This is a genomic window from Pseudoalteromonas sp. Cn5-37, from assembly GCF_021532495.1.
GTDB classification, from domain to species: domain Bacteria; phylum Pseudomonadota; class Gammaproteobacteria; order Enterobacterales; family Alteromonadaceae; genus Pseudoalteromonas; species Pseudoalteromonas simplex.
This window is the reverse complement of sequence record NZ_JAKGBA010000018.1, coordinates 23,334-45,111: the sequence shown is the minus strand read 5'-3', so window position 1 is coordinate 45,111 and position 21,778 is coordinate 23,334. Positions and strand designations below refer to the sequence as shown.

Below are 21,778 nucleotides of genomic sequence, written 5' to 3'. Positions count from 1 at the left end.
TATTCAGAGCACACAGTAAAGCTTATAAGCTAGTAGGTTTACCGAAACGGTTCTCAGCTTCATCACCTGCTAAAAAGCCATTTTCGATTAACGCCCAAATACCGCCAATCAGTGGAACTAAGCCAATCAGTACCCACCAACCTGATTTATTACGGTCGTGCCAGCGTTTAACTTGAACCGCAAGCGAAACCCACATAAGAGGGATATAAAAGATTAGTGTGATTACAGAGATTGCTGTTTCATTACCACCTGTTAATAATGCAACTACGAACATAAAAACAAATGAAGCTACAATAATACCTAAGAAAGAATACCAATAAGTCTTACGAGGAATACGTCCTTTAAAAGAAAATAAGATTTCTTTCATGCTTAAGGTAGTTGTTTCTGTTGACGCTGTAGCAAGGTTTGCTTCTGGCGCTTGATATACGTTTTCTGACACTGTCATTTCCTTTGATATGTGTTAAGCAAACTAATTAAACTTAGCTTGCTGATTTATATTGTTAAATTAGCTGAATATAGCGTGAATAAGATACCACAAAATGATTAAATATAGGTACTAAAAATTTCTGAAAGCTATAGAAAAGTAAGTGTTAGCGCATAAAAAAGCACCCTTAGGTGCTTTTAATTAGTTCGGTTGTTGCCAATATTTGGCGTATAAATTTGGATAGGTTTGCTTTAAAAACTTGGCCTTATCTTTAAAGCGTTTACCTTTTGGTTGCTCAAGGCCAGATGGTACAAAGGGTAATTCGTCATCATTACGCTCTTCGTAAAGCATACCGGCAATTAAATCGTACTCATCTAAATACGGGTAAGGCTGTTCGTTTAAATGATAAACAGGCGTACACTCAGCAATTGAATCTGGGTTTTCAAGCGCTTTCAAAAAAGCCTGTTCACCACGTGAAATAAGCCAACATAAAAACTCAGAAAAACCATAATCGTCGTTACATCCGGCCATCACATATGCAGCGCCAAATAAATCCCAGGTATAAGCTTTACGCATACGTAGGTTAAACTGCTTATCGAACTCCATCAGCTGTTGGTCAGATAAATCAGTAAGCTTTGCTTTTAATGCGTTACAAGCAGACTCAGGCTCGGCAGTTTTATCTTCGGCAGTCACGAGTTGCCAAAATTCACTTTCGCTTAAAACACTCATGATAAAATCTCTTTCACGCGCCCTACTTGACCATCATCAAGCTGTACTTTAATACCATGCGGGTGATTTGGTGATTTAGTTAAAATACGGGATACCACACCTTGAGTTAACTGACCTGTTCGTTGATCTTGTTTTAATACAATGTTGACTTCGCAGCCAATTGAAATTTGTGAACGCGTAGGCACTGCCATTGCTATATCTCTTTCAATAATTTTTGCCGATTATAGCCATTTGCAGCTGGCTTACCAAATTAAACCTGTTTGATTGGGCTGTTTTTAAGCAGCGCCTTTGGCAATATCTCATTTAAACGTTCAGTGATGGCTTCAGCTTTACCTTTTATTTGAAAGTCATAACCTTGGCCGTTGCCATCTAATATGACGGCTAAATAGTTATCAGCAACTTTCAGTTGCGTAATACGGCTTAATTCAAGAGTCTTTTCTTGCTCGCCATAATAAACCTGCTTAACCGTTAAGCTCGTGTCTGTTGTCGTGAGTGTTTTACTCAGGGCTGTTTTGGCTGCAAATTTTTCTGTTGAGCGATAGGCTTGCACCATAAAAGCAATTGCAAATATAAAACCGGTAAAACTTGAAATAGGTAATGAATCTGATTGCAAGCTGTACACACCAACACAAATAAATAACACAGCAAGAGCCAGGTTTAATCTAACCATCTGTTTAGGGTCTAAATTTAAGTACATTATTATTCCTTTAAAAATGAAATTGCTTTTACATTGATAGCTAAATCTTTTGCACTCAATTCTTTGATAATTAGACTGCTAATTAACTGGGTTTGCTCAGCAGTTATCGGCAGCTCTTTACAATAACAACTGACTTTTAGTGATTGCGGTAGCTTTTTTAGATCAGCAGTATGCGTTAACCATGAAAATTCGTGTACGTGCTCTTTTGCTAGTTCGCACGCTTGCGTTAAAGCAACTCGAATAACCTTATCTAGACGCTTTTCTGTTTTAGTCATGTTCTGCTTGTTGTTTTTTAAATTCTTCGTAACTGTCTTGCTGGCGTTTAACACACTCATGGTATTCTTTATCTGCCAAATAATTGCATTCACTTAAACGTGCTGATTGAATTTCATGATAACGGGCATCAGAGCTACACGCTGATAAAACCACAGCAAGCGTTGCAATCACGGCTAATTTTAAAGCGTTAAAAAACATTAAATTTCCTTCATGTAGTTATACATTGGTGCTGCAATTTCCTGTATATTGCGTGGGTTTAAATATTACAACCAAAGGGTTCTATATGATGTTGTCGCAGTTACAACAGCTGTTTCAGCGTATCGATAAAAGTAAAATTTTTCAATCATTTGTTATTGCTGTCATTGTTATTTCAGCACTAACTGTGGGGGCACACACCTATTCGTTACATCCAACAGTTGAGCTTGCCTTACATTGGATGGACTTAGGTATCACGGTATTCTTTTTAGTTGAACTGGTGATCCGCTTTATCGCAAGCCGAGGCTTTAAAGACTTTTTCAGCAAAGGCTGGAATATCTTCGATTTTATAATCGTGGTGGGCAGCCTTTACCCTGCTGCTGGCTCAACAATTTTTATCGCTCGATTACTGCGTATTTTCCGCGTGTTGCGACTTGTATCTATGATCCCAGAGCTTAGACTGCTGGTTAACTCGCTTTTAAAAGCCATTCCACAAATGGGCTATATTGCCCTGCTCATGTTCGTGATCTTCTATATTTATGCCGCCATGGGTAGCATGCTGTTTGCTGACATCAACCCAGTACTGTGGGGCGATGTGTCTATTTCGATGCTCACCCTATTCAGGATTGCCACGTTTGAGGATTGGACCGATGTTATGTATGAAACGATGGCTGTATATGAGCTCAGCTGGATTTTTTATCTAACCTTCATCTTTTTAACAGCCTTTGTATTTTTAAACATGATGGTTGGTGCGATTTTAGAAGTTATGTCTGAAGAGCATCGTAACGCCCGTGAAGAGCAAACATCTGAAGCCGACATGCCCGCAACCAAAGGGCAAATAGCTCAGCTGCAAGCTGAAATGGCTGAACTAAAACAACTACTGAAAGAAAAGCAGTAAGGTTTTTAGATAATAGTTTTTAGCTATTAGGCGCTAGGACCTAGACCCTAGCGCCTCTACTTAAATTTATAAAAATGAAGCAGCTTTTTGCAATCGAACTCAACCTGAATATTTACGATCCAACTCGATAATCTCTTCTTTTATAGCTTTCACTTGTTCTTGAGCAGCTGGATGCTCTAGCAAACCCAATTCAATAATGCCTGTGCATTTATTTATAAATGTTATCTAGCCCACCATTTAACCTCAAAGCACTTGTTTAAATTCATGGATTACTCTCAAAATAAGCTTGATATCTGGCCTTCTGCTATTTTTGTATGACATATAAACAATTCAATAGGCATACCAATATACATACCTTGATGAGCAGATGAATCCAACACTTCTATAAATATATCAGCAGTTTCTCCATCAAAGAACTCTTTACCCTCTTCAAAAATAAGTCTACAGCTGGTATCAACACGGTTCAAATACGAAATTCGAGTGTAACAACCACTTCCAGTATATCTAAATGCATGAGGGGGGCGATCTAAGAATAAGAATGTAACTTTTGCTGTAATATTCATTACATATCATCCTCTCTTTTCTACCTTCCATGGTGGGTCTAAGCGGTTTTCTCCCGCCCAATACAATTTAATTTTATTCCCTGATGGGTCTTTTAGAATTGCTTCCGTCCATAAATAACGCTGGGCAGTAGGTGGCTGTTCAAAGCGAATGCCTTTTTCAACAAGGCTTGCATAGAGCTCATCGAGCTGCTCATGTTCAAAATATATTACCGCACTATTACTAAATTCTTCAGTTTCTAATGACAGCGAAAATGTGGCACCACCATCTGGGCATTGAAAGCGTGCGTAATGCGGGGTATCTACAATCTGAATCATTCCCAGTGTTAAGTAAAAAGCCACCGCTTCATTCATATCCTTTACAGGTAACGTCACCTGATTGAGATTCATTTGCTACTCCCATGTAATGTTTTATTCGCTGCTTCAGCATATCGTGTTCATTAAATTAAGCAAAAGATAAGTGACGAAAGTAAAGTTAACGAGTTTCAAGGGTAAAGTTTGCGAGATACAAGTTTGTAGGAGGCGTTTCAACGCCGAACATCTAAATTCACGGCTGAAGCCGTTCCTACACGAGTTCCATGTGCAATATTGGAAATGGTTTGCCCATATCATCTAAGGGCGAGCGTGAGGCAATTTTAAAGCCCCTATGTTGATAAAATCCAACCGCAAGTGGGTTTTGCTCATTAACATCCACTTTGTTGGCAGCTAATTGCTCAACTGCATAGTTGAGTAGTGCTTTACCTATGCCCTTACCTCTTGCGGCATCTAAAATGAACAACATTTCTATTTTGCATTCATGTACGCCTATAAAGCCTAAAATTGCCTGATGCTCATCCTTAATGCACTTTAAAGTCACATTCGGAAACGCTTGCTCGATAATAATTGGCTTAAAAAAAGCGATGTCGTCTTCTGTTATAAAATCATGGGTTGCTCGAACTGAGTTTTCCCATACAGCAAGTAGCTCTGGGTAATCTTCAGCGTTCACACTATCTATTTTCATTATTTGCCATTTTATAGGATTTTTGTGCCTTGTGTTTTCTAATCAAATAACAAAATGATTCGTTACACGCTTTAGTTATTTATTCCATTAAAGCATGCAAAGTATATGAAACAAAGAGTATTTTACACTTTAAACTTACCCACTAAATCATTTAGAGTTTTCGATAACAGGTTTAGTTTGTCACCATTGCCTCTGGCACTATGGGCAATTTCGCTTACATCATCAGCCGCATTTTTTATTTCAACAACATTGCGGTTAATGTCTTCTGCTACATGCTGTTGCTCTTCAGCTGCAGTGGCAATCTGTGTATTTAAATCGCTGATATTGACGATAGACGCAGTTATTTCGCTAAATTGTTGCTGTGCTGAATGGGCTAACTCCACTGTTTTGTTTGTGCGATCTAAGCTGGTTGTCATCTCTTTTGACACTTGATCAGACATCTTGCGCAACGTATCTAACTGGCTTGCTATTTCTTCTGTCGATTCTGAGGTTCTTTGTGATAACGCACGCACCTCATCTGCGACAACTGCAAAACCTCGACCATGCTCACCCGCCCTCGCCGCTTCAATTGCTGCATTTAAAGCTAACAAATTGGTTTGCTCTGCGATGCCTCTTATCACGCTTAAAATCGACATGATATTTTCACTTTCAGCATCGAGTTGGTTTATATCTTTAGTTGCTTTGGTGATCACCTTAGATAGAGATACAACGCTATCAACCGTTTTAGATATAACACTTTGTCCAAGCTCAGAGGCCTGTTGTGTTTGCGATGCAAGTTCGGCTGCATTGGCACAACTGGCAGAGACTTCATTGGCTGTCGCTGCCATTTCATTAATCGCTGTGGCCGCCATTTCGAGGGCTTGTTGTTGCTGAGATGTTGAGCCAGATAATTGCGCTGCTTGTGATGACGTTTGCGCCGAGGTATCACTCACATTTTGCGCACACTCATTAATTTGCGTGACTAAATCAGAAATCAAATTCAAAAATAAATTAAAGCTGTTAGCCAGTTTGGCCGTTTCATCGCGTGTTTTAATCACTAACCGCTTTGTTAAGTCACCACCACCTTGCGATATTTCAGTTAGACCATCACTCACTTCAACAATAGGTGCAGAAATTAATTTAGAAATATAGCTAGCTACAAGAATGAATACAGCAATCAAGATTGCACTGATGACTAAAATAGTAATCGTCATTGCATTTGCGCCACTCATTACTTCAGATTTTTCTACTAAGCCTATAAATTTCCAGCCTAGTTTTTGCGAGGTGTAAATATTCGCTAAGTAATCTTTGCCATTAATGTCAATTTCAAATTGACCCTGATTATTTTCAGCGAGCTGTTTGTATTTTCCGTTATTGACTTGTGCTAGCTGCTTAAACCTGTAATCAGCATTTTTAACGTCAACGAGTACATTGCCACTATCTTCAATCAACATTAAATAGCCAGTTTCACCAAGTTTAATGTTCGCAATAATATCGGTAAGGCCCTGCAAGGATACATCCATGCCCTGTACACCAATAAGCTCCCCCGCTTCCTTAATCGCTTTAACAGTAGAAACAATTACCATGTCATCTGCTGCCCAATAATAGGCATTGGTTCTTACCGTTTTACCATTTGCTGCTTTGCCAGTTTCGTACCAAGGCCTTACTCTTGGGTCATAATTCGCTGTAACTTCACCCTCTGGCCATTGAATATAACCACCTTGCTCATTCCCCATATAGATATAAGCAAGTCCCGGGTGGGTGGCACCAAAGTGATCAAATAAACGAAAGGCGTTTTTTTCGATGTCACTACCACTTAGATGATCAAGCTTTTCTGCACTAGGTGATTGCATATGGGTTTTAACACCTTGCTTGGCGTCTAAGATAGCGGAATGGGATGCAAGATAATTGACGTTTTTCTCTATTTCAGCAAAAAACATACTGATACCGTTATCAACTTGTTTCGCTTCTCTTTGACTAAGCTCAGCGAAACTATCGAGGGCTTGTTGTCTTGTTTGTGTAATTACAAGCACAGCAATAATGATCAACGGCAGCGCAATTGCTGACGCAAAGGCGAGTTTTAATTTTTTTGAAATGTTCATAGCCAACTTCCAACTAAGCACTTAAGAAAATATAGTGAGACCTCGGAAGTTCAGCAAATAATTAAGTGTTTATTTTTATGGGGCAAAGCAAGCTTGACCACATAAAGTTAACGTGAAATTTATACCCCTTATGCTTGCTTTTACTCAAAACTTACCTGTTAAAAATATGACATTTAGTTGACAGACACGTGGAATGTACTAACTTTAGTTTTAGTAATTAACATGCTTTTAACAAAGTGTTGCTAGATACTTTCCAACCAATTGGCAGCATTTGCTGGATGCAAATTAGCTGCCTATTCCTACTTCATGTTTAAGCATATAGCAAAGTAAAGCTTGGGCATCAGGGTGTTTATCTGCTTTTAACCCTGTTAAAACACCTTGTTGATCCGCCGCCGACTTATGCTGGCCTAACTTCTCTTTTGCCTGAATTGAGTCAAGTTCGATTTTAATACCCACTATGCCACGCAGTAATTTGGCTTGATAATCAGCTGGCAACAAACTGGTGTCGTTTAAAATACTTGGCTCGTATTGGCTAATTAACTCATTTAGGCAGGCTAAGGTGTTGTCATCATCAAGGTATTCTACTATGCCTTGGGCATGCACCGCAGCGTAGTTCCAGGTCGATACAGCTGGCTTCTCACTATACCAAGTGGGTGAAATATAACTATGTGGGCCATTAAAAACCACTAATACACGGGTATCTTGCAAGCTTTTGCCATGACGATTAGCCCGTGACACATGACCATATAAGGTACCAAACTCGCCCTCATCGGGTTTATACACTAATGGTAGATGGGTTGCCTCAAACTCACTATCAACCATTAATGCAAAGCTGTAGGTTTTGATAAACTGCGATACTCGCTCTGGTGTCATTTTCCACTTGTTGGGTGTGTGCATGCTTTTCTCAATTTATTAAAAATTGCTCCGATTGCTTGAATCTAACATTGTAATTGATCAAGAGTTTTCTACTAGCCTTTAGCCACGACTTAAATCACAAATAATGTTATGTCCTTTAACCAATTCGAAAAAACTAACAAATCAAAAGGCCTTTTAACTGCACACTTAATAAATGATAATAATTTAAATTACCATTTATTAAGTGGTATATTCCCATTAATCGGTACAGAGTGTTGCGGATTTTAATTAATTGGAGACTGAAGAAAAACTCTTCTTGTCTCTTGGTTACTAAATCAATGTTAAAGGATATACACAATGGAAATTTTTAAACTACCGCAATATCTATGGATTAATGATTCCAACTATCTAAAAAGAAAAATCTCCGTTTTGCTGGGGATATCATAAGCCCACTCCATGATTTTCCACTCGTCATGACTTTCAACATGACACAACAATAGCCTAAGCATAGGCCTCACTATTTAAAGACGTAATAGGACTACGGATAAAAAATGACAAAGACTAACTACTTTAAACTCACGCCTGTCGCACTTTCTTGTTTAGCGATATTTAGTCAATCTTTACAGGCTGAGCAAAAAAAGCATCACGATATGGAAGTACTCACAGTCGTGGGTGAACAAAACAATGCTCAAAGCTATAAAGTTGAGCAAATGAGTACCGCAACGGGTTTAGAGTTATCATTTCTTGAAACACCACAATCAACCACAGTCGTGAATGAGCAAGCGATAAAAGATCAACAACTAAACTCTGTTATTGAAGTGATGAACAGCGTAGCGGGGATTAATACCCGCCCTTCTGACAACGACCGATACTCAATCAGTGCCCGCGGTATTGGCGTAAGTAGTATTTTGTATGACGGTGTGGCGACAACCTACGATACACGCTTTAACTATGGTGACAACTTAATGGATAGCGCAATTTATCAGCGCATAGAAGTTGTTCGCGGAGCAACTGGTTTGATGTTAGGTGCGGGCAGTCCATCGGCAGCTATCAATTTAGTGCGTAAGCGTCCGACAGAACAATTTCAAGCAAACGTAAGCCTAAGTATTGGTTCATGGCAACAGTTACGCGGTATTGTTGACTTATCGGGAGGTTTGAATCAAGACGCAAGCGTTCGAGGTCGAGTCGTCATAGCATATCAAGATCGCGAAAGTTATCAGCATCGTTACGAGCAACAAAGACAAACCCTTTACGGTATTATTGAAGCAGATTTAGGTCGTGACACATTACTAACCTTAGGAACTGATTATCAAGATACCAAGCCTGAAGGCTCAATGTCTGGTGGATTACCGCTATTTGACAACCAAGGTAATAGAACTAATTACAGTCACCACACATCAACTGCTCCTCGCTGGGCATCATCTAAAACCAAAGCGTTGAACAGCTTTGCCACGATTGAACATAACTTTAGTGATGACTGGCAAGTTAAAGCCAGCTACATCTATGGCGATAACGATTTAGAATATGATGTGTTATGGCCAACGGGTAACCCAGACCCAATAACCAATGAAGGAATGATACCTGGCTCACTTTCATTTATTGATGGCAATCGCACTCAACATACATACGACTTAAAATTATCGGGCCGTTTTATGTTACTCGATCGTTCTCAACAAGTTCTAATTGGTGTAAATCAGCAGAAACAAGAGTTTGCCAACCCATATTATGGCTCTTTAAATGAAGCACCGCCTTTGGGTGATTTTAGAGATAAAAACTTTACTTATCCCACCCCTCAATGGAGTGATGAAATCTTGTATGGCTCATGGGGAGAAACAAAGCAACAAGCAATATATCTTGCTTCTGATATTGAAGTAACTGACGCGCTTTCAATGGTTATAGGAGGACGGATTGATAATTGGGAAACTGAGCAAGACAATTTCGGAACCGTTCATAATTACGAAGTTGATAATGAATTTACCAGTTACATTGGCGCTACCTATACTGTTGGGCAAAATGTATCTTTGTATGCTAACTACACCGATATTTTCACACCACAAAGTAGAGTTCAATCCGATGGCAGCTACCTAGATCCTGTTAAGGGAAAAAACTACGAAGCAGGTGTTAAAGCAAGCCTATTTGAAGAAGCGCTAGACACCTCATTTTCAGTGTTTGAGATCCGTCAAGATAATGTTGGCGAAGCAACAGGAGAAACATTACCTGGTACTACTGTGCCTATTTACCGTGGTATTGATGGCACCAAAACGCAAGGATTCGAATTTGAAGCAAATGGTTCAATTAATGAGCATTGGAATGTTTATTTTGGATATAGCCAATTTGAAACAAAAGACCCTGATGGAGAAAAGATAACGACCACGAGCCCAAAACACCAAGTAAAGCTTTTCAGTACTTATGAATTAAATAATATACTAAGTGGTCTACAACTGGGAGCTGGTTTTAATTGGCAAAGTGAAATCAATAGAAATGTCACTAAGCCTGATAGAAGTTCAGTTGAGGTTAGTCAGCAAAGTTATGCGCTTTTTCGACTAATGGCAAGATACAACGTAAACGAACAACTTACATTGCGCGCTAATTTAGAGAACGCATTTGATAAACGTTATTACAGCCAAATTGGGTTTTATAACCAGTATCAATATGGCGCACCGAGAAACTTTAGTATCACTGCTCAATATCGTTTTTAATAACATACACGAGTATTAACTAAATTCGCCTCTATATACGAGGCGAATTTAGAAACAGAGTAAAAATCAGCTGAGTTTTCAACAGAAGCTCTGAGTTAGTTGAATAAGGTTTTTTTACCCAAGTAAAACCAGTTCTAGCCATCGACAATAATACGTAACATGCGACGCAGTGGCTCAGCAGCACCCCATAACAGTTGGTCACCAACCGTAAACGCACTGATATACTCTGGGCCCATCGCTAATTTACGAATACGACCTACCGGAATAGACAGCGTGCCAGTTACTTTTACAGGCGTTAAATCTGTAGCGGTAATGTCGCGATCATTCGGGATCACTTTGACCCACTCATTGTGAGAAGCCAGAATTTCTTCAATTTGCTCAACGCTAATGTCTTTGCGCAGCTTAATTGTCATTGCTTGTGAGTGACAGCGCATTGCACCAATGCGAACACATAAGCCATCAACAGGGATAGGTTGTTCGCTGCTGCCTAAAATTTTGTTCGCTTCAACTTGCGCTTTCCACTCTTCTTTACTTTGACCACTTGGCATTGGTACATCAATCCAAGGAATAAGGCTACCTGCTAGAGGCACACCAAACTGGTCTTGTGGTAAATCGCTTGAGGCAATTTTTTCGGTGACTAACTTATCAATCTCAAGAATCGCAGCATTTGGATCTGCAAGTTTGTCAGCAACAGTTTCGTGAATTGCACCCATTTGCGCAATTAACTCTTTCATGTTGCGAGCGCCTGCACCAGAAGCCGCTTGATATGTCATTGGGCTTACCCATTCAATCAAGTCTTGCTCAAATAAACCGCCTAGCGCTAATAGCATTAGTGATACGGTACAGTTACCGCCCACATAGGTTTTAACACCTTGCTCTAAACCCGCACTGATAACGTCTTTGTTTACTGGGTCAAGCACAATAATACTGTCGTCACTCATACGCAGTGCCGATGCCGCATCAATCCAGTAACCTTGCCAACCTGATTCACGTAATTGCGGGTAAACGGCTTTGGTATAGTCACCGCCTTGGCAAGTAACAACAATATCCATCTTCGCAAGCTCAGAGATATCATTGGCATCTAAAAGCGGTTTAGCAGGACCCGCAAGATCAGGACCTAATTGACCGGTTTGTGAGGTGGTGAAAAAAGTCGTGTCGATATTAGAAAAATCATTTTCTTGCTGCATACGTTCTAATAACACAGAGCCAACCATGCCCCGCCAACCGACTAATCCTACTTTTTTCATTGTTTGTTCCACTGTTTGATTCATTCAAATTACCTAAACTGTTAAAAATTAAAGTCCATTGCGTGAGAATTTAATTTTTACAGAAGTAATCTAGCATTGCGGTCTTAGCAAAACCAGCGTAAACCGAGTAACATCAAAATTTTTCATCTTAGCATCGGACAAGCGTCTGGTAGTACCATGTTTAGCGCGCCAGCATGCACTTTAAAATGCTGTTGCTTTGAGCTGATTGGCTCGCCATCTAAGTTTATTGGCATTTCTGTTTGTGTTTGCCATTCAAGCCAAGGCACTTGAAAGCGTTTTACCCACTGTTGTGAAGAGTTAGGGTAATTACTGAGCTCTTCAATAACCGCTGGTACATCTGAGATTGCAAATGATGTAAACGCCACTAAATCAACCAAGCCATCATTTATGTACGCATGTGGCGCAAGTAATTGGCCACCGCCCGCTTGGCGGCCATTACATACGGCAGCGGCAATAATATCGCCCGAAGTACGTTCACCATCAGGCAGCGTTAACTCGCCACTGTAAGGTACAAAACTCAGCGCTTGTACAAGACCAGCCAAGGTATACGCGCCACCACCGAGTAAGTTTTTCAGTGCAGGCGGTGTGGTTGCGGTAATTTTTGCCCCAAAGCCAGCACTGGCTACATTTACGAAATAACGCTTATCAACCTCTACCGTATCAATTGCATGCGACTGACCTTGTGCGGCAAGCTTCAGTGCTGGCAAGTACCCGTGAGGAATATTAGCGGCTATAGCAAAGTCATTTGCTGTGCCCATAGGTAAAATTGCAAGCTCTAAACGTTGTGACTTTTCCAGTTTCATTAATGCATTAACGGCTTCATTAACGGTGCCATCACCACCAGCTACGACAATACGTTTTACACCCTCTGCGACGGCTTCATTAATAAAACGCTCAATGTCACCGCCTTCATAGGTAACACGCACCGCAAGTGGCTGACGAGTTCGAAATTGACCGATGGCGTCACGAAGCTGCTCATCAGCCGCTTTTTTGCCATTTATAATTAACCGTAAGTCCATTTTTAATCCCTGTTTTAACACTTAGAACTACCATAACACGCAATGGTTTAATATACCCAAACTACCTCAAGATGCGAGTTTCAGTTGGAATTAAAAGCGATTTAGGCAAGGCATTGATTGCAAGTAATAGTGGTTCTATTGTTAAAATCAATAACGCAGTATAAATCGCTTTTAAACCAACCCTTTGGGCGCTTCACAGGCACTTACTCTCATCGTTGTTACTTCTTAAAAGGGACTGCCATTCTTGCAAAGTAACGCCTTGATATTAAGCACCTGTGAAACGCTGAATTCTGCATCTTGAGGTGGTTTGGGTATAGAAAAAAGCCCTGCTAGTGCAGGGCTAAATCAACGTTAGGATTTATTATTGTATCCTTCCTTGGTCAGAGTATTAGAACTGGTATTTGTACTCAATTGAGAACTCAGTGCCTTTCTCTTTAGAGCGAGTTAAAGTTCCCGCTGACTCTATTTCAGATTTTGCGCCCAAGATATTCGTCACTTTGAACTTCAAGCTTGAGTTGAAATCAGGGAAATAGGTGTAGTTAAAGTCTAGAGAGTGGAAAGGTTGCTCCATCCAATCTTCTTGACCTTCAATGCCAGGAATAATAATTCGCTCACCAAATACGTTATAGATTAGCGTTGAAGCATGCTGCCCACTAGGTGCGTCATAGCCTAACTGCATATTCACAACATATTTTGAATGGCCCGTCATGCGACGTGTTGTATTTGTAACCGCTGCAGAAACCCCTGTTTGTTCAACAATCGCCTGACGGTCCATGTTGATTTCTGAGTCACTTAACGTCACGTTACCTGTCATGAACACGTCTTGCCAGAATCCACCTAAGAAAGCAAAATCTTTCAGGTATTCAAATTCAACACCCGCAACATAACCATCTTCTGCATTAGCAATACGTACCAATGGTGGACCATCTTGTGCAGGTGATTGAACAGACTCAATTGGGTCAACCATGTCTTTATAGAACACACCGACAGAGAAGTTCTCGCCCGTATCAAAATAGTTTTCCCAGCGGAAATCATAGTTTTTGATTTGCGTTGTACGTAAACCAGGCGTACCACCTACAGGGTATTCAGTAAGCGGATCGATGTAAGTTGCATCAGAAATCTCACGTAAATCTGGGCGAACAACAGTTTCACCATAGCTTAAGCGCCATTGCGTTTCGTCGTTTTGCACATAAGTTAAAGCAAGTGCACTATAAACGTCGTCTTCACGGAATGCGAGCTGATCTAACTCATCATAATCAATTGAAGATGCAAGGCCACCAGTAAATGGGTCAAGAGGAACAGATACTTGACGGAAATCTTCCCAACGTAAACCACCGGTAATACGCCATGTATTATTGAAGAAGAAATCTGCTTCGAAGTAATAGGCATCCACTTTCTGCGCTGACTTATAGTCATCGCCTGAAACCGTTGTGTCGTTCAAGATTGGTTGCGTTAGTGTCGCGTTCGAGAGTACATCATCAGACAAAATAGTGTTTAACTCATTTCCGTTTAAGTCAACATCTGAGAATGCACGTGTATTGATATCAAAACGACGGTTAGTTGCTGAACGCTCTTTAGAGATAAAGTCAGCACCTGATTTAAGCTCAACATCCACGCCATCTAGCATAATAGGCAACGTAAAGTTAAAACCGTAGTTCTCTACTTCATCATCCAAATCTTGGAAAGTGTAACGTGCAGCTGTTGTTGCATTGGTTAATGCGCTTTCGTTTACTGTATCGTAAAACCCATCTTCGTTAGCATCAGTAACAATGAAACGAGTTTCCATGTTACCTGGTGCGTAACGGTTTGAGCGACCAATTGAATACTTCCAGTCAAAACCCGCGTAATTCAACCAATCAAAAGTATGCATACCTTTTAATTGATTAACGATCAACTCACGCTCTTCATAACGAACATCATACGAACGTACACGCTTGTTATCAGAGGTATTGTTGTTTTGGTCAATACCTAAACGATCTGAAATTTTATCTTCAGTATCACGTAGGATTAAAGCTGTGTAGTCAACTTTATGCGCTTTGTCATACTCAACACCAACAGTAACCATACCTGATGTTTTAACCGTGTGTTCAGTACTTAGTACTTGGTCATAACCACGGATCATGGTTGTTGAGTTTTCACCAATCAAGAAGCCTTGACCTTGATACTCATCTGCAACAACGTGCTTATTATCGTAGCTAAGCGACGATAAGAAACCGTAGCGCCATTTATCTGATTCGAAGCTATTACCTAATGTGGCAGTGAACTTCGTATTCGGATCAACCTTTGCTGATTTTGGATCATAATCGCGATTTAACGACAGTGCTAAAGCACGGCTTTGCTCAGGTGTTAAATCATCAAGCGATTGACCACTTTGGTATACATCAAGGATAGGACGTGGAATTTCGCGTGTGCCATCATCAACACCGTACCAATCGTCCGAACCACCGTTGTATTCAAGGCCATCATCAAAGTTATTGGTGTTGTAACCAAGCTGACCCGACACATCAAATACAAATTGATCAGGAATTGATTTCAAACGAATATCAACGTTACCACCACCAAAAGACGCTGGCATTGACGGTGAATACGATTTTTGTACTGATAAACTTTCGATAATACCTGATGGAAATAAATCCAGTGGTAATACAGAACGCGTTGGATCTGGGCTTGGTACAGCAGAATTATTTAACTGTGTACTTGAATATCGCTCACCTAAACCACGAACATAAATAAACTTACCATCAACAAGTGTTAAACCTGTTACACGGCGTAGCGCTGCAGCAGCGTCACTATCACCACTTCGTGAAATTTGCTCTGCACCCATAATATCAGCAACGAATGCTTGCTGTTTACGCTCTTCTAGAACAGCTGTTGCAGTGCCTTTTAAACGACTTGCACTAACAACAACTTCTTCAAGAACAGCTTCTTCGTCTGCTTCAGCTGCGTGTGCTGAGACACTCAAGCCGCATAAGATAGCTGCGCTTAGTGCTGTTAAGCTGAACTGTTTTGAATATTGTTTCATGTTTACCTCTATCTGAAATAAGTTACAGAAAGTTGTTTAAAGGTGCTAAAAACGTTGTTTAGCACCTCGCTTACTGTGTTATTCCAGACCTACCGTCCAACCTTCAGTCCAGTTGTTATCAGCAGATACTGCACCAATGTGCGTTGTTGTATCGAAGAAACCGTCGATTGCTTTCACGTCTGTCGCTGTTGTTGTATCGATAGTAAAGATACCATTTACAACTTGCGTTTGACCTGTAGCAACTAAGTTACCTAATGTGTTTGTCCACCAGTTTTCAACGCTGAAATCTACACCACTTGGGTCTTTGAAGTTTTCAGAACATGCAATCACTGATGATTTAATCATTAAGGTACCATCTTGGGCATTGTTCACTGTTTCACTTTCACCAGAAGCTGCACCTTCAATCTCAAGACATTCGCCCATGCCTTCAGGGCCCGTTACGATTGTGTTATAGATTTGCGCACCCGTACCTTCACGGAAGTACATACCTTCTGAGTCATCTTCACCGTCAAAGGTATTACCAATGATTGTTAAGTTAGCAATTGTTGGGTTTGACTTAGGCGTTTTAGACGGTGTAGTACCATCGTTGTCTGCTTCAATACCACGGTTCGCGTCTGAGTTATCAGCTGCTTGCTTAACAAGAATATGCTGCATTTTACCTTGGAAACCATTGTCCCAGTCGATGCTGTCATCTTGAATGCTTGTTAGTACTAAGTACTTCGCTTGTACGTTACCACCGAAGAATTCAACACCGTCATCCGCGTTTTGGTGAACTTGCACATACTCAACAGTAGTACCAGAACCAACACCACCGAACGTAATACCGTTTAATTCGTTATCTGGTGCGATTTCGTAACCACCATTCATCACACGAACATAACGCAGCGTACCTGAGTTGTCCGTTGTATCAGTACCACCGAACACGGCACCTGACTCCACACCTTCAACTTGAAGTGCACAATCGCCTTCTGCTGGACACTTGTTCGATGGCGCATTACCAAGAAGAACTAAACCACCCCATTGGCCCGCAGCTGTAGTACCGCCCATAACATCTTGGCTTGAAGTGAACGAGATTGGCTCATCTTTAGTACCGTTAGCATTAATTTTTGAACCACGGCTAATTACTAAGTAATCATCACCTGTACGGCCATATACTGTTACGCCTGGCTCGATTGTTAAAGTAGCTGAATCTGCATTATCATCACCTACAAATACTGCACCGCTTAATGCGTAGTAGTTACCCGCAGTTAGTGTTAAATCTGCAGTAATGCGACCAGACACTTCACATGTTGTTGTGCTGCCATCAACTGGAGAGATTGACGTTGTACCAGATGGACAACCTGCTACAGCTGGTGGTGCCGTGACTTCACCGCCACCGTAACCAAATGCCCAACCTTCACGCCAGTCATCTGAGTCATTTAATGCACCAACAAAGTCAACTGTATCGAAGAACGCATCAACAGTATTTGCTACATCTTGGCCAGCACCTAGTAATGGCGAGCCTGCAATTGGTTGACCGTTTGCACCAAGCATTGGCTTGTCATTGATTACGTTACCAGATTGTGCTGTAAACCATGTTTCAAGCTCAAGTAACGTGTTGCCGCTACCATCAACTGGATTTTTGAAGTTTTCGCCATTAGTACACGACATAAACGTGTTTTGCATTAAGATAGTGCCATCGTTAGCGTTATTTACTGTTTCGCTAGCACCGTCTTCTGCACCTTCAATCTCTAAACACTCACCCATTTCATCAGAGCCAGTGATCACTGAGTTATAAAGGTGTAAACCTGTACCTTCACGAAGGTAGATACCTTCAGCATCATCTTCACCATCAAAGTTGTTACCGATGATTGTTAAGTTAGAGATGATTGGTAATGATTTTGGTTCTTTAGAAGGTGTGCTACCGTCGTTATCTGCTTCGATACCACGGTTTGCATCTGTTGAATCAGGATCTTGTTCAACATAAACGAATTGCATTTTACCTTGGTAACCATTGTCCCAGTCGATGCTATCGTCATCGATGCTTGTTAATACAACGTGCTTAAGGTTTACTGCACCACCGAAGAATTCAACACCATCATCTGAATTATTGTGAACTTGTAAGTATTCAACTGTAGTACCAGAACCAACAGCACCAAACGTAATACCATTTAGTTCGTTGTCTGGTGCAATTTCATAACCAGCGTTTTTAACAACAACATATTTTAATGTACCTGAATTATCTGTGTTATCCGTACCGCCAAATACAGCACCTGATTCAACACCTTCAACTTGAAGAGCACAATCGCCTTCAGCAGGACACTTATTAGAAATACCATTACCAAGAAGCACCATACCGCCCCATTGGCCTGCAGATGTTTCATCACCCACTACATCTTGCTTAGAAGTAAAGATGATAGGGTCGTTTTTAGTACCTGTAGCTTCAATTTTAGAGTCACGGCTAACAACTAGGTAATCAGAGCCGCTGTTACCGAATACTACCGCACCTGCTTCAATTGTTAATGTTGCACTGTCTGCTTTATCGTTACCAACAAATACTGCACCATCAAGTGCCCAGAATGCGTCTGTTGATAATGTTGTATCTTCTGTAATTACGCCTGAAAGAACTTGAACTGTTACATCACGACCTAATGCAGCAGATACTTCATTCGAAAGGCTTTGGCTGTATACACCTGGTAACTCTTCAGTTGTTGGTGGTGTAGTTGGGTTAGTAGGTGTAGTTGGTTGCTCAACTGTTTCGTCCACGTTGATGTTGATGTCACCACCGCCACAACCTGCTAAAGAGATTGCTGTAGCTACAAGACTAACCTTGAATAAGCCAGATAATTTCATTGTTCACTCCGTTAAGATAGATATTTAATTATTGTGTTAGCGCATAAACTCAAGTCACCGAAAAAGCACTAAAACTTAATGCTTTTGGGTCACTTGAGTTTTAAACTGCGACTACCTTACGGGAGCTGTATGACAAACTAGTTACACTTTAATAAACATAAAATGACAATATTAATTATTTAAAAAAGAGTAAGTTAGTAAATTTTAGGAACGGAAAAAAGCCGCCCGAAGGCAGCTTTGGTGTTGCGATTATAAATTAGTTCTTTTGTACGCTTACCTGTTGAATACGATTTAGAGTAAAGCGGTACGTAATGTTTCGGCGTGCACTTTTTCACGCTTCACATACTTGATCCATTGCTCAGCTAAACGCTGCGACTTTTTGTGTTTTTCCGCTTGCTCAAACGCTAAAATCGAGGCATCAAAGTTTTGTAAATTGTACTGCGCCATACCTAAGGCAACATACACATTTGATTCAAACTCTAAGCCGCCTTTATCTAGGGCTTTACGTGCTGCATCCGCTGCTTCTTCATATTTTTCAAGGTTAATGCTTACCTCTGCAATACGTTGTTCGTACTGACCATGCGACACTAAATCAGCGGCTTTTGCAAAATAAGCAAGTGACTTTTCACCCTCTTTTGCTTGTACCATTGCTTCTGCAACAAAGGCATAGTTTTTCGCTGATTTTTCAGCGACACCGTCTTGCATAGCTTTACTCATCACGTTCGCCGCTTTAAAAGCCAGGCCGTTGTATAAATACACTTGTGATAATTGACGTAAATCTGATTTAGATTTCATGAAACCTTGTTGATATGCCGCTTCTAAAATCGCTAATTGTTTTTTCTCTGCGCCCGTTTCACCGTACATGCCACCTAACTGAACCCAGTACTCTGGCTTGTTGTAAAGCTTAACTAAACGCTCAAGTACCTCTACCACCTTGTCAGACTGATTAAGTGAGTAGTACATTGCACGTTGTAAGATTAACCAGTTTTCTTTTGGCATTTCACCTTTGCTGTCGGCTTCAGCGATAGCTAGGTTAATGTTCTCAATGCCTTTTTGGTAATCTTTAAGCTGATAATACGCTTGAGATTTTAATACGTAATAAGCATCTGTTTTCGGCTTGTCGTTAATCACATCCCACTGTGCTAAATATTTGATTACCTTTTCGTAATCGCTATTAGCCATGGCAAGTTGCGCTAAGCTAAAGGTGGTGCTTACACGTAATGTTTCTGGAATCGCATCTTCGTTTACTACTTTTTCAAACGAGGCAATTGCTTTATCTAAGTCGTTTTCGTTGTAGTAAATAAAACCGTAGAAATTATGCATCATGGCAATTTCATACGAGTTCATGCTTGAAGAGCGCTCTTGAATACTATCAAGTGCTTCTAGCCCTGCTTTTGCATCACCATCATCAGCCAGCTTTTGTGCTCGTGCTAATTGGCTATACACTTTTTCACGCAGTGCAGGTACTCGTTTGGTTTTTTGCTCCTCAGCGTAAGCTGTTGCAAGTGTCACACCTGGTAACATGCTAACAACGCTTGGGACTACAAGGCTGCTTGTGAAAGCAGCCGCGCAAATCACGGCAACTTTTAAAGGTTTCATAATCGCATTCCTCTTTTCTAACCGTTAATTTGGAAAGAAATTTTGTTCTGTACGCCCGCTACTTCAACAGCTTCACCGTTAACAACGCGCGGTTTATATTTAAATTTAAGTGCTGCATCCATCGCAGCGCGGTCAAACAGTGATTCTGGTTCAGCTTTAATCACTTTCGGGTCACGAACTGTGCCTTGCTTGGTTACTGTAAACTCCACAATCACATAGCCTTCGATACCACGCGATAAAGCTCGGCGTGGATAAACAGGCGCTACTTTTACAATCGGAAGGTATTCACCATCGCTTGATTCGAGGGCTAAGCCGCCAGCTAAGTTAACGTCGGCTTCAACACTGGCACCAAAGTCAAAGTTGGCATTACTCGCGTTAGGATCACTGTTTTGCATTTGCGGTGATTCCATTGGCGGAGGTGGCTCTTTTGGCGTTGGTGGCTTTTGCGGTTTACGTTCTTTCTTTTGCACTGTCTCTTCTTTTTTCAGACGAACAAAATCAAGTACGTTTCCTTTTACGGGCTCAGACATGGCCCCTTCACCACCGGTGATCAGTGCCTGCATGCCTAAAAACAGCATAACAGTCACGATACCAGCGATGATTAATGCAACTATATAACGCATTGCTCACATTCCTTATGATGCTTCTTGCGCAGCAATCGACACATCAAATGCGCCTGCAGCACGCGATGCATCCATTACTTTAATAAGTACATCGGTTGTGGCTTTCTTATCAGCTTGAATAACCACGCTACCTTGTGGGTTTTCAGCTTTTAAGCGCTCGATATTTGCTTGAACTGCACGAACATCTACTTGGCGTTTGTTGATCCAAATTTCACCTTTGTCAGAAATAGCAACTAAGATGTTGGCACGCTCTTTTTTCACTGCTGTTGCTGCTTCAGGGCGGTTTACATCAATACCGGCTTCTTTTACGAATGATGCAGTTACGATAAAGAAGATAAGCATGATGAAAACAACGTCTAGCATTGGCGTCATGTTGATTTCTTCAGCGTCGTCTTCTTGAAATAAGTTACCTAGTGGCGCTCTCATTATTAGTCTCCTAGTGGGTGATGCTCACATCACCCTAAAATTCGTTTAGTGGTCTAAGACCATGTTGTCTTCAAGTAATTGCACTTCGCGTTTTGCACGACGTTGTAAGAACGTTGATGCGAAAACCCCTGAAAGTGCACCCACCATGCCGGCCATTGTTGGAATAGTGGCTTTAGACACCCCTGATGCCATCGAACGTGCACTGCCTGTGCCTGTGATTGCCATTACATCAAATACTTCGATCATGCCAGTTACGGTACCTAACAGACCTAAAAGTGGACATAACGCAACCATTACGTTGATTAGCGCAAGGTTATTATTTAGTTGCATGCCAGCGCGTGAAATCATCGCTTGGCGAATTTGCTCTGCGTTCCAGCTGTTACGCTCTGCTCTATTGCTCCAAGTGCTTTTTACGTCTTTCTTGTAGCGTTTAAAGCCACCAAAAAAATACATAAAACGCTCAAGTATCAATAACCACATCGCGAAGATGAGGACCCCGATGACCAAGAGAACTTGGCCACCTGTGTCGAGGAAATCACGTAGAGCATTGATTGCATCAATCAATAGCACCATGA

General features: G+C 40.9%; 21 protein-coding genes. 2 read left to right on the top strand and 19 right to left on the bottom strand.

All coding sequences use genetic code 11. The features are described 5' to 3' along the window. Positions 1-22: 22 nt before the first annotated feature. The 6 genes from L1266_RS16560 to L1266_RS16535 form a co-directional block, all read right to left on the bottom strand. Complete coding sequence (locus tag L1266_RS16560; protein ID WP_138599969.1) at positions 23-439, bottom strand: DUF805 domain-containing protein; 417 nt, start codon at positions 437-439, stop codon at positions 23-25. 186 nt (positions 440-625) lie between these two features. Continuing rightward, positions 626-1,153: a DUF4240 domain-containing protein gene (locus L1266_RS16555; protein WP_235377949.1), complete on the bottom strand. Its 528-nt coding sequence runs from the start codon at positions 1,151-1,153 to the stop codon at positions 626-628. Continuing rightward, positions 1,150-1,344, bottom strand: a complete 195-nt coding sequence (locus tag L1266_RS16550) for a YwbE family protein (RefSeq protein ID WP_036971837.1) — start codon at positions 1,342-1,344, stop codon at positions 1,150-1,152. The genes L1266_RS16555 and L1266_RS16550 overlap by 4 nt, the downstream gene beginning before the upstream one ends. Before the next feature lie 59 nt (positions 1,345-1,403). Continuing rightward, positions 1,404-1,850, bottom strand: a complete 447-nt coding sequence (locus L1266_RS16545; RefSeq protein ID WP_235377948.1) for a hypothetical protein — start codon at positions 1,848-1,850, stop codon at positions 1,404-1,406. Between the two features lie 2 nt (positions 1,851-1,852). Next, positions 1,853-2,125 (bottom strand): hypothetical protein, encoded by a 273-nt coding sequence (locus L1266_RS16540; protein WP_194441060.1) that lies wholly within the window; start codon positions 2,123-2,125, stop codon positions 1,853-1,855. After that, positions 2,118-2,324 (bottom strand): hypothetical protein, encoded by a 207-nt coding sequence (locus tag L1266_RS16535; RefSeq protein WP_138599973.1) that lies wholly within the window; start codon positions 2,322-2,324, stop codon positions 2,118-2,120. The genes L1266_RS16540 and L1266_RS16535 overlap by 8 nt, the downstream gene beginning before the upstream one ends. Before the next feature lie 88 nt (positions 2,325-2,412). Here L1266_RS16535 and L1266_RS16530 point away from each other — a divergent pair, with 88 nt between their 5' ends. Continuing rightward, positions 2,413-3,219: an ion transporter gene (locus tag L1266_RS16530; protein WP_235377953.1), complete on the top strand. Its 807-nt coding sequence runs from the start codon at positions 2,413-2,415 to the stop codon at positions 3,217-3,219. A 275-nt stretch (positions 3,220-3,494) separates the two neighbouring features. Here the strand turns inward: L1266_RS16530 and L1266_RS16525 are convergent, their stop codons facing one another. From L1266_RS16525 to L1266_RS16505, 5 genes are all read right to left on the bottom strand, one after another. Next, entirely contained in the window at positions 3,495-3,782 is a 288-nt protein-coding gene (locus L1266_RS16525; protein WP_187491129.1) for a hypothetical protein, read from the bottom strand. A 6-nt stretch (positions 3,783-3,788) separates the two neighbouring features. Continuing rightward, complete coding sequence (locus L1266_RS16520; protein WP_235377947.1) at positions 3,789-4,169, bottom strand: VOC family protein; 381 nt, start codon at positions 4,167-4,169, stop codon at positions 3,789-3,791. Positions 4,170-4,344: 175 nt separating this feature from the next. Further along, positions 4,345-4,779 carry a GNAT family N-acetyltransferase gene (locus L1266_RS16515; RefSeq protein ID WP_054552080.1) on the bottom strand — a complete coding sequence of 145 codons (435 nt, stop codon included), beginning with the start codon at positions 4,777-4,779 and terminating at the stop codon, positions 4,345-4,347. Positions 4,780-4,901: 122 nt separating this feature from the next. Further along, positions 4,902-6,860: a methyl-accepting chemotaxis protein gene (locus tag L1266_RS16510; RefSeq protein WP_194441058.1), complete on the bottom strand. Its 1,959-nt coding sequence runs from the start codon at positions 6,858-6,860 to the stop codon at positions 4,902-4,904. Positions 6,861-7,145: 285 nt separating this feature from the next. Then, a complete protein-coding gene (locus L1266_RS16505) occupies positions 7,146-7,757 on the bottom strand; it encodes an FMN-binding negative transcriptional regulator (protein ID WP_199529403.1) in 612 nt (203 codons plus the stop codon). A gap of 509 nt (positions 7,758-8,266) precedes the next feature. Here L1266_RS16505 and L1266_RS16500 point away from each other — a divergent pair. Continuing rightward, positions 8,267-10,414, top strand: a complete 2,148-nt coding sequence (locus tag L1266_RS16500; RefSeq protein WP_235377946.1) for a TonB-dependent siderophore receptor — start codon at positions 8,267-8,269, stop codon at positions 10,412-10,414. 134 nt (positions 10,415-10,548) lie between these two features. Here L1266_RS16500 and asd read toward each other — a convergent pair whose 3' ends face one another. The 8 genes from asd to L1266_RS16460 all read right to left on the bottom strand — a co-directional run bounded on the left by asd (position 10,549) and on the right by L1266_RS16460 (position 21,776). Beyond that, positions 10,549-11,685 (bottom strand): aspartate-semialdehyde dehydrogenase, encoded by a 1,137-nt coding sequence (gene asd / locus L1266_RS16495; RefSeq protein ID WP_235377945.1) that lies wholly within the window; start codon positions 11,683-11,685, stop codon positions 10,549-10,551. A 119-nt stretch (positions 11,686-11,804) separates the two neighbouring features. Next, complete coding sequence (gene yegS, locus L1266_RS16490; RefSeq protein ID WP_194441057.1) at positions 11,805-12,701, bottom strand: lipid kinase YegS; 897 nt, start codon at positions 12,699-12,701, stop codon at positions 11,805-11,807. A gap of 388 nt (positions 12,702-13,089) precedes the next feature. After that, on the bottom strand, positions 13,090-15,723 hold the full coding sequence (locus L1266_RS16485) for a TonB-dependent receptor domain-containing protein (RefSeq protein ID WP_187490928.1): 2,634 nt from the start codon (positions 15,721-15,723) through the stop codon (positions 13,090-13,092). A 78-nt stretch (positions 15,724-15,801) separates the two neighbouring features. Then, the gene (locus tag L1266_RS16480; protein WP_138600834.1) at positions 15,802-18,555 is read right to left on the bottom strand and encodes a hypothetical protein; all 2,754 of its coding nucleotides are present in this window, start codon (positions 18,553-18,555) and stop codon (positions 15,802-15,804) included. A gap of 291 nt (positions 18,556-18,846) precedes the next feature. Then, positions 18,847-20,154 (bottom strand): tetratricopeptide repeat protein, encoded by a 1,308-nt coding sequence (locus L1266_RS16475; RefSeq protein WP_138600832.1) that lies wholly within the window; start codon positions 20,152-20,154, stop codon positions 18,847-18,849. Positions 20,155-20,171: 17 nt separating this feature from the next. After that, positions 20,172-20,777 carry an energy transducer TonB gene (locus L1266_RS16470; protein WP_054552071.1) on the bottom strand — a complete coding sequence of 202 codons (606 nt, stop codon included), beginning with the start codon at positions 20,775-20,777 and terminating at the stop codon, positions 20,172-20,174. 12 nt (positions 20,778-20,789) lie between these two features. Next, positions 20,790-21,203: an ExbD/TolR family protein gene (locus L1266_RS16465; protein WP_036971869.1), complete on the bottom strand. Its 414-nt coding sequence runs from the start codon at positions 21,201-21,203 to the stop codon at positions 20,790-20,792. Positions 21,204-21,248: 45 nt separating this feature from the next. Further along, a complete protein-coding gene (locus tag L1266_RS16460; RefSeq protein WP_054552070.1) occupies positions 21,249-21,776 on the bottom strand; it encodes a MotA/TolQ/ExbB proton channel family protein in 528 nt (175 codons plus the stop codon). Positions 21,777-21,778 lie beyond the last annotated feature (2 nt).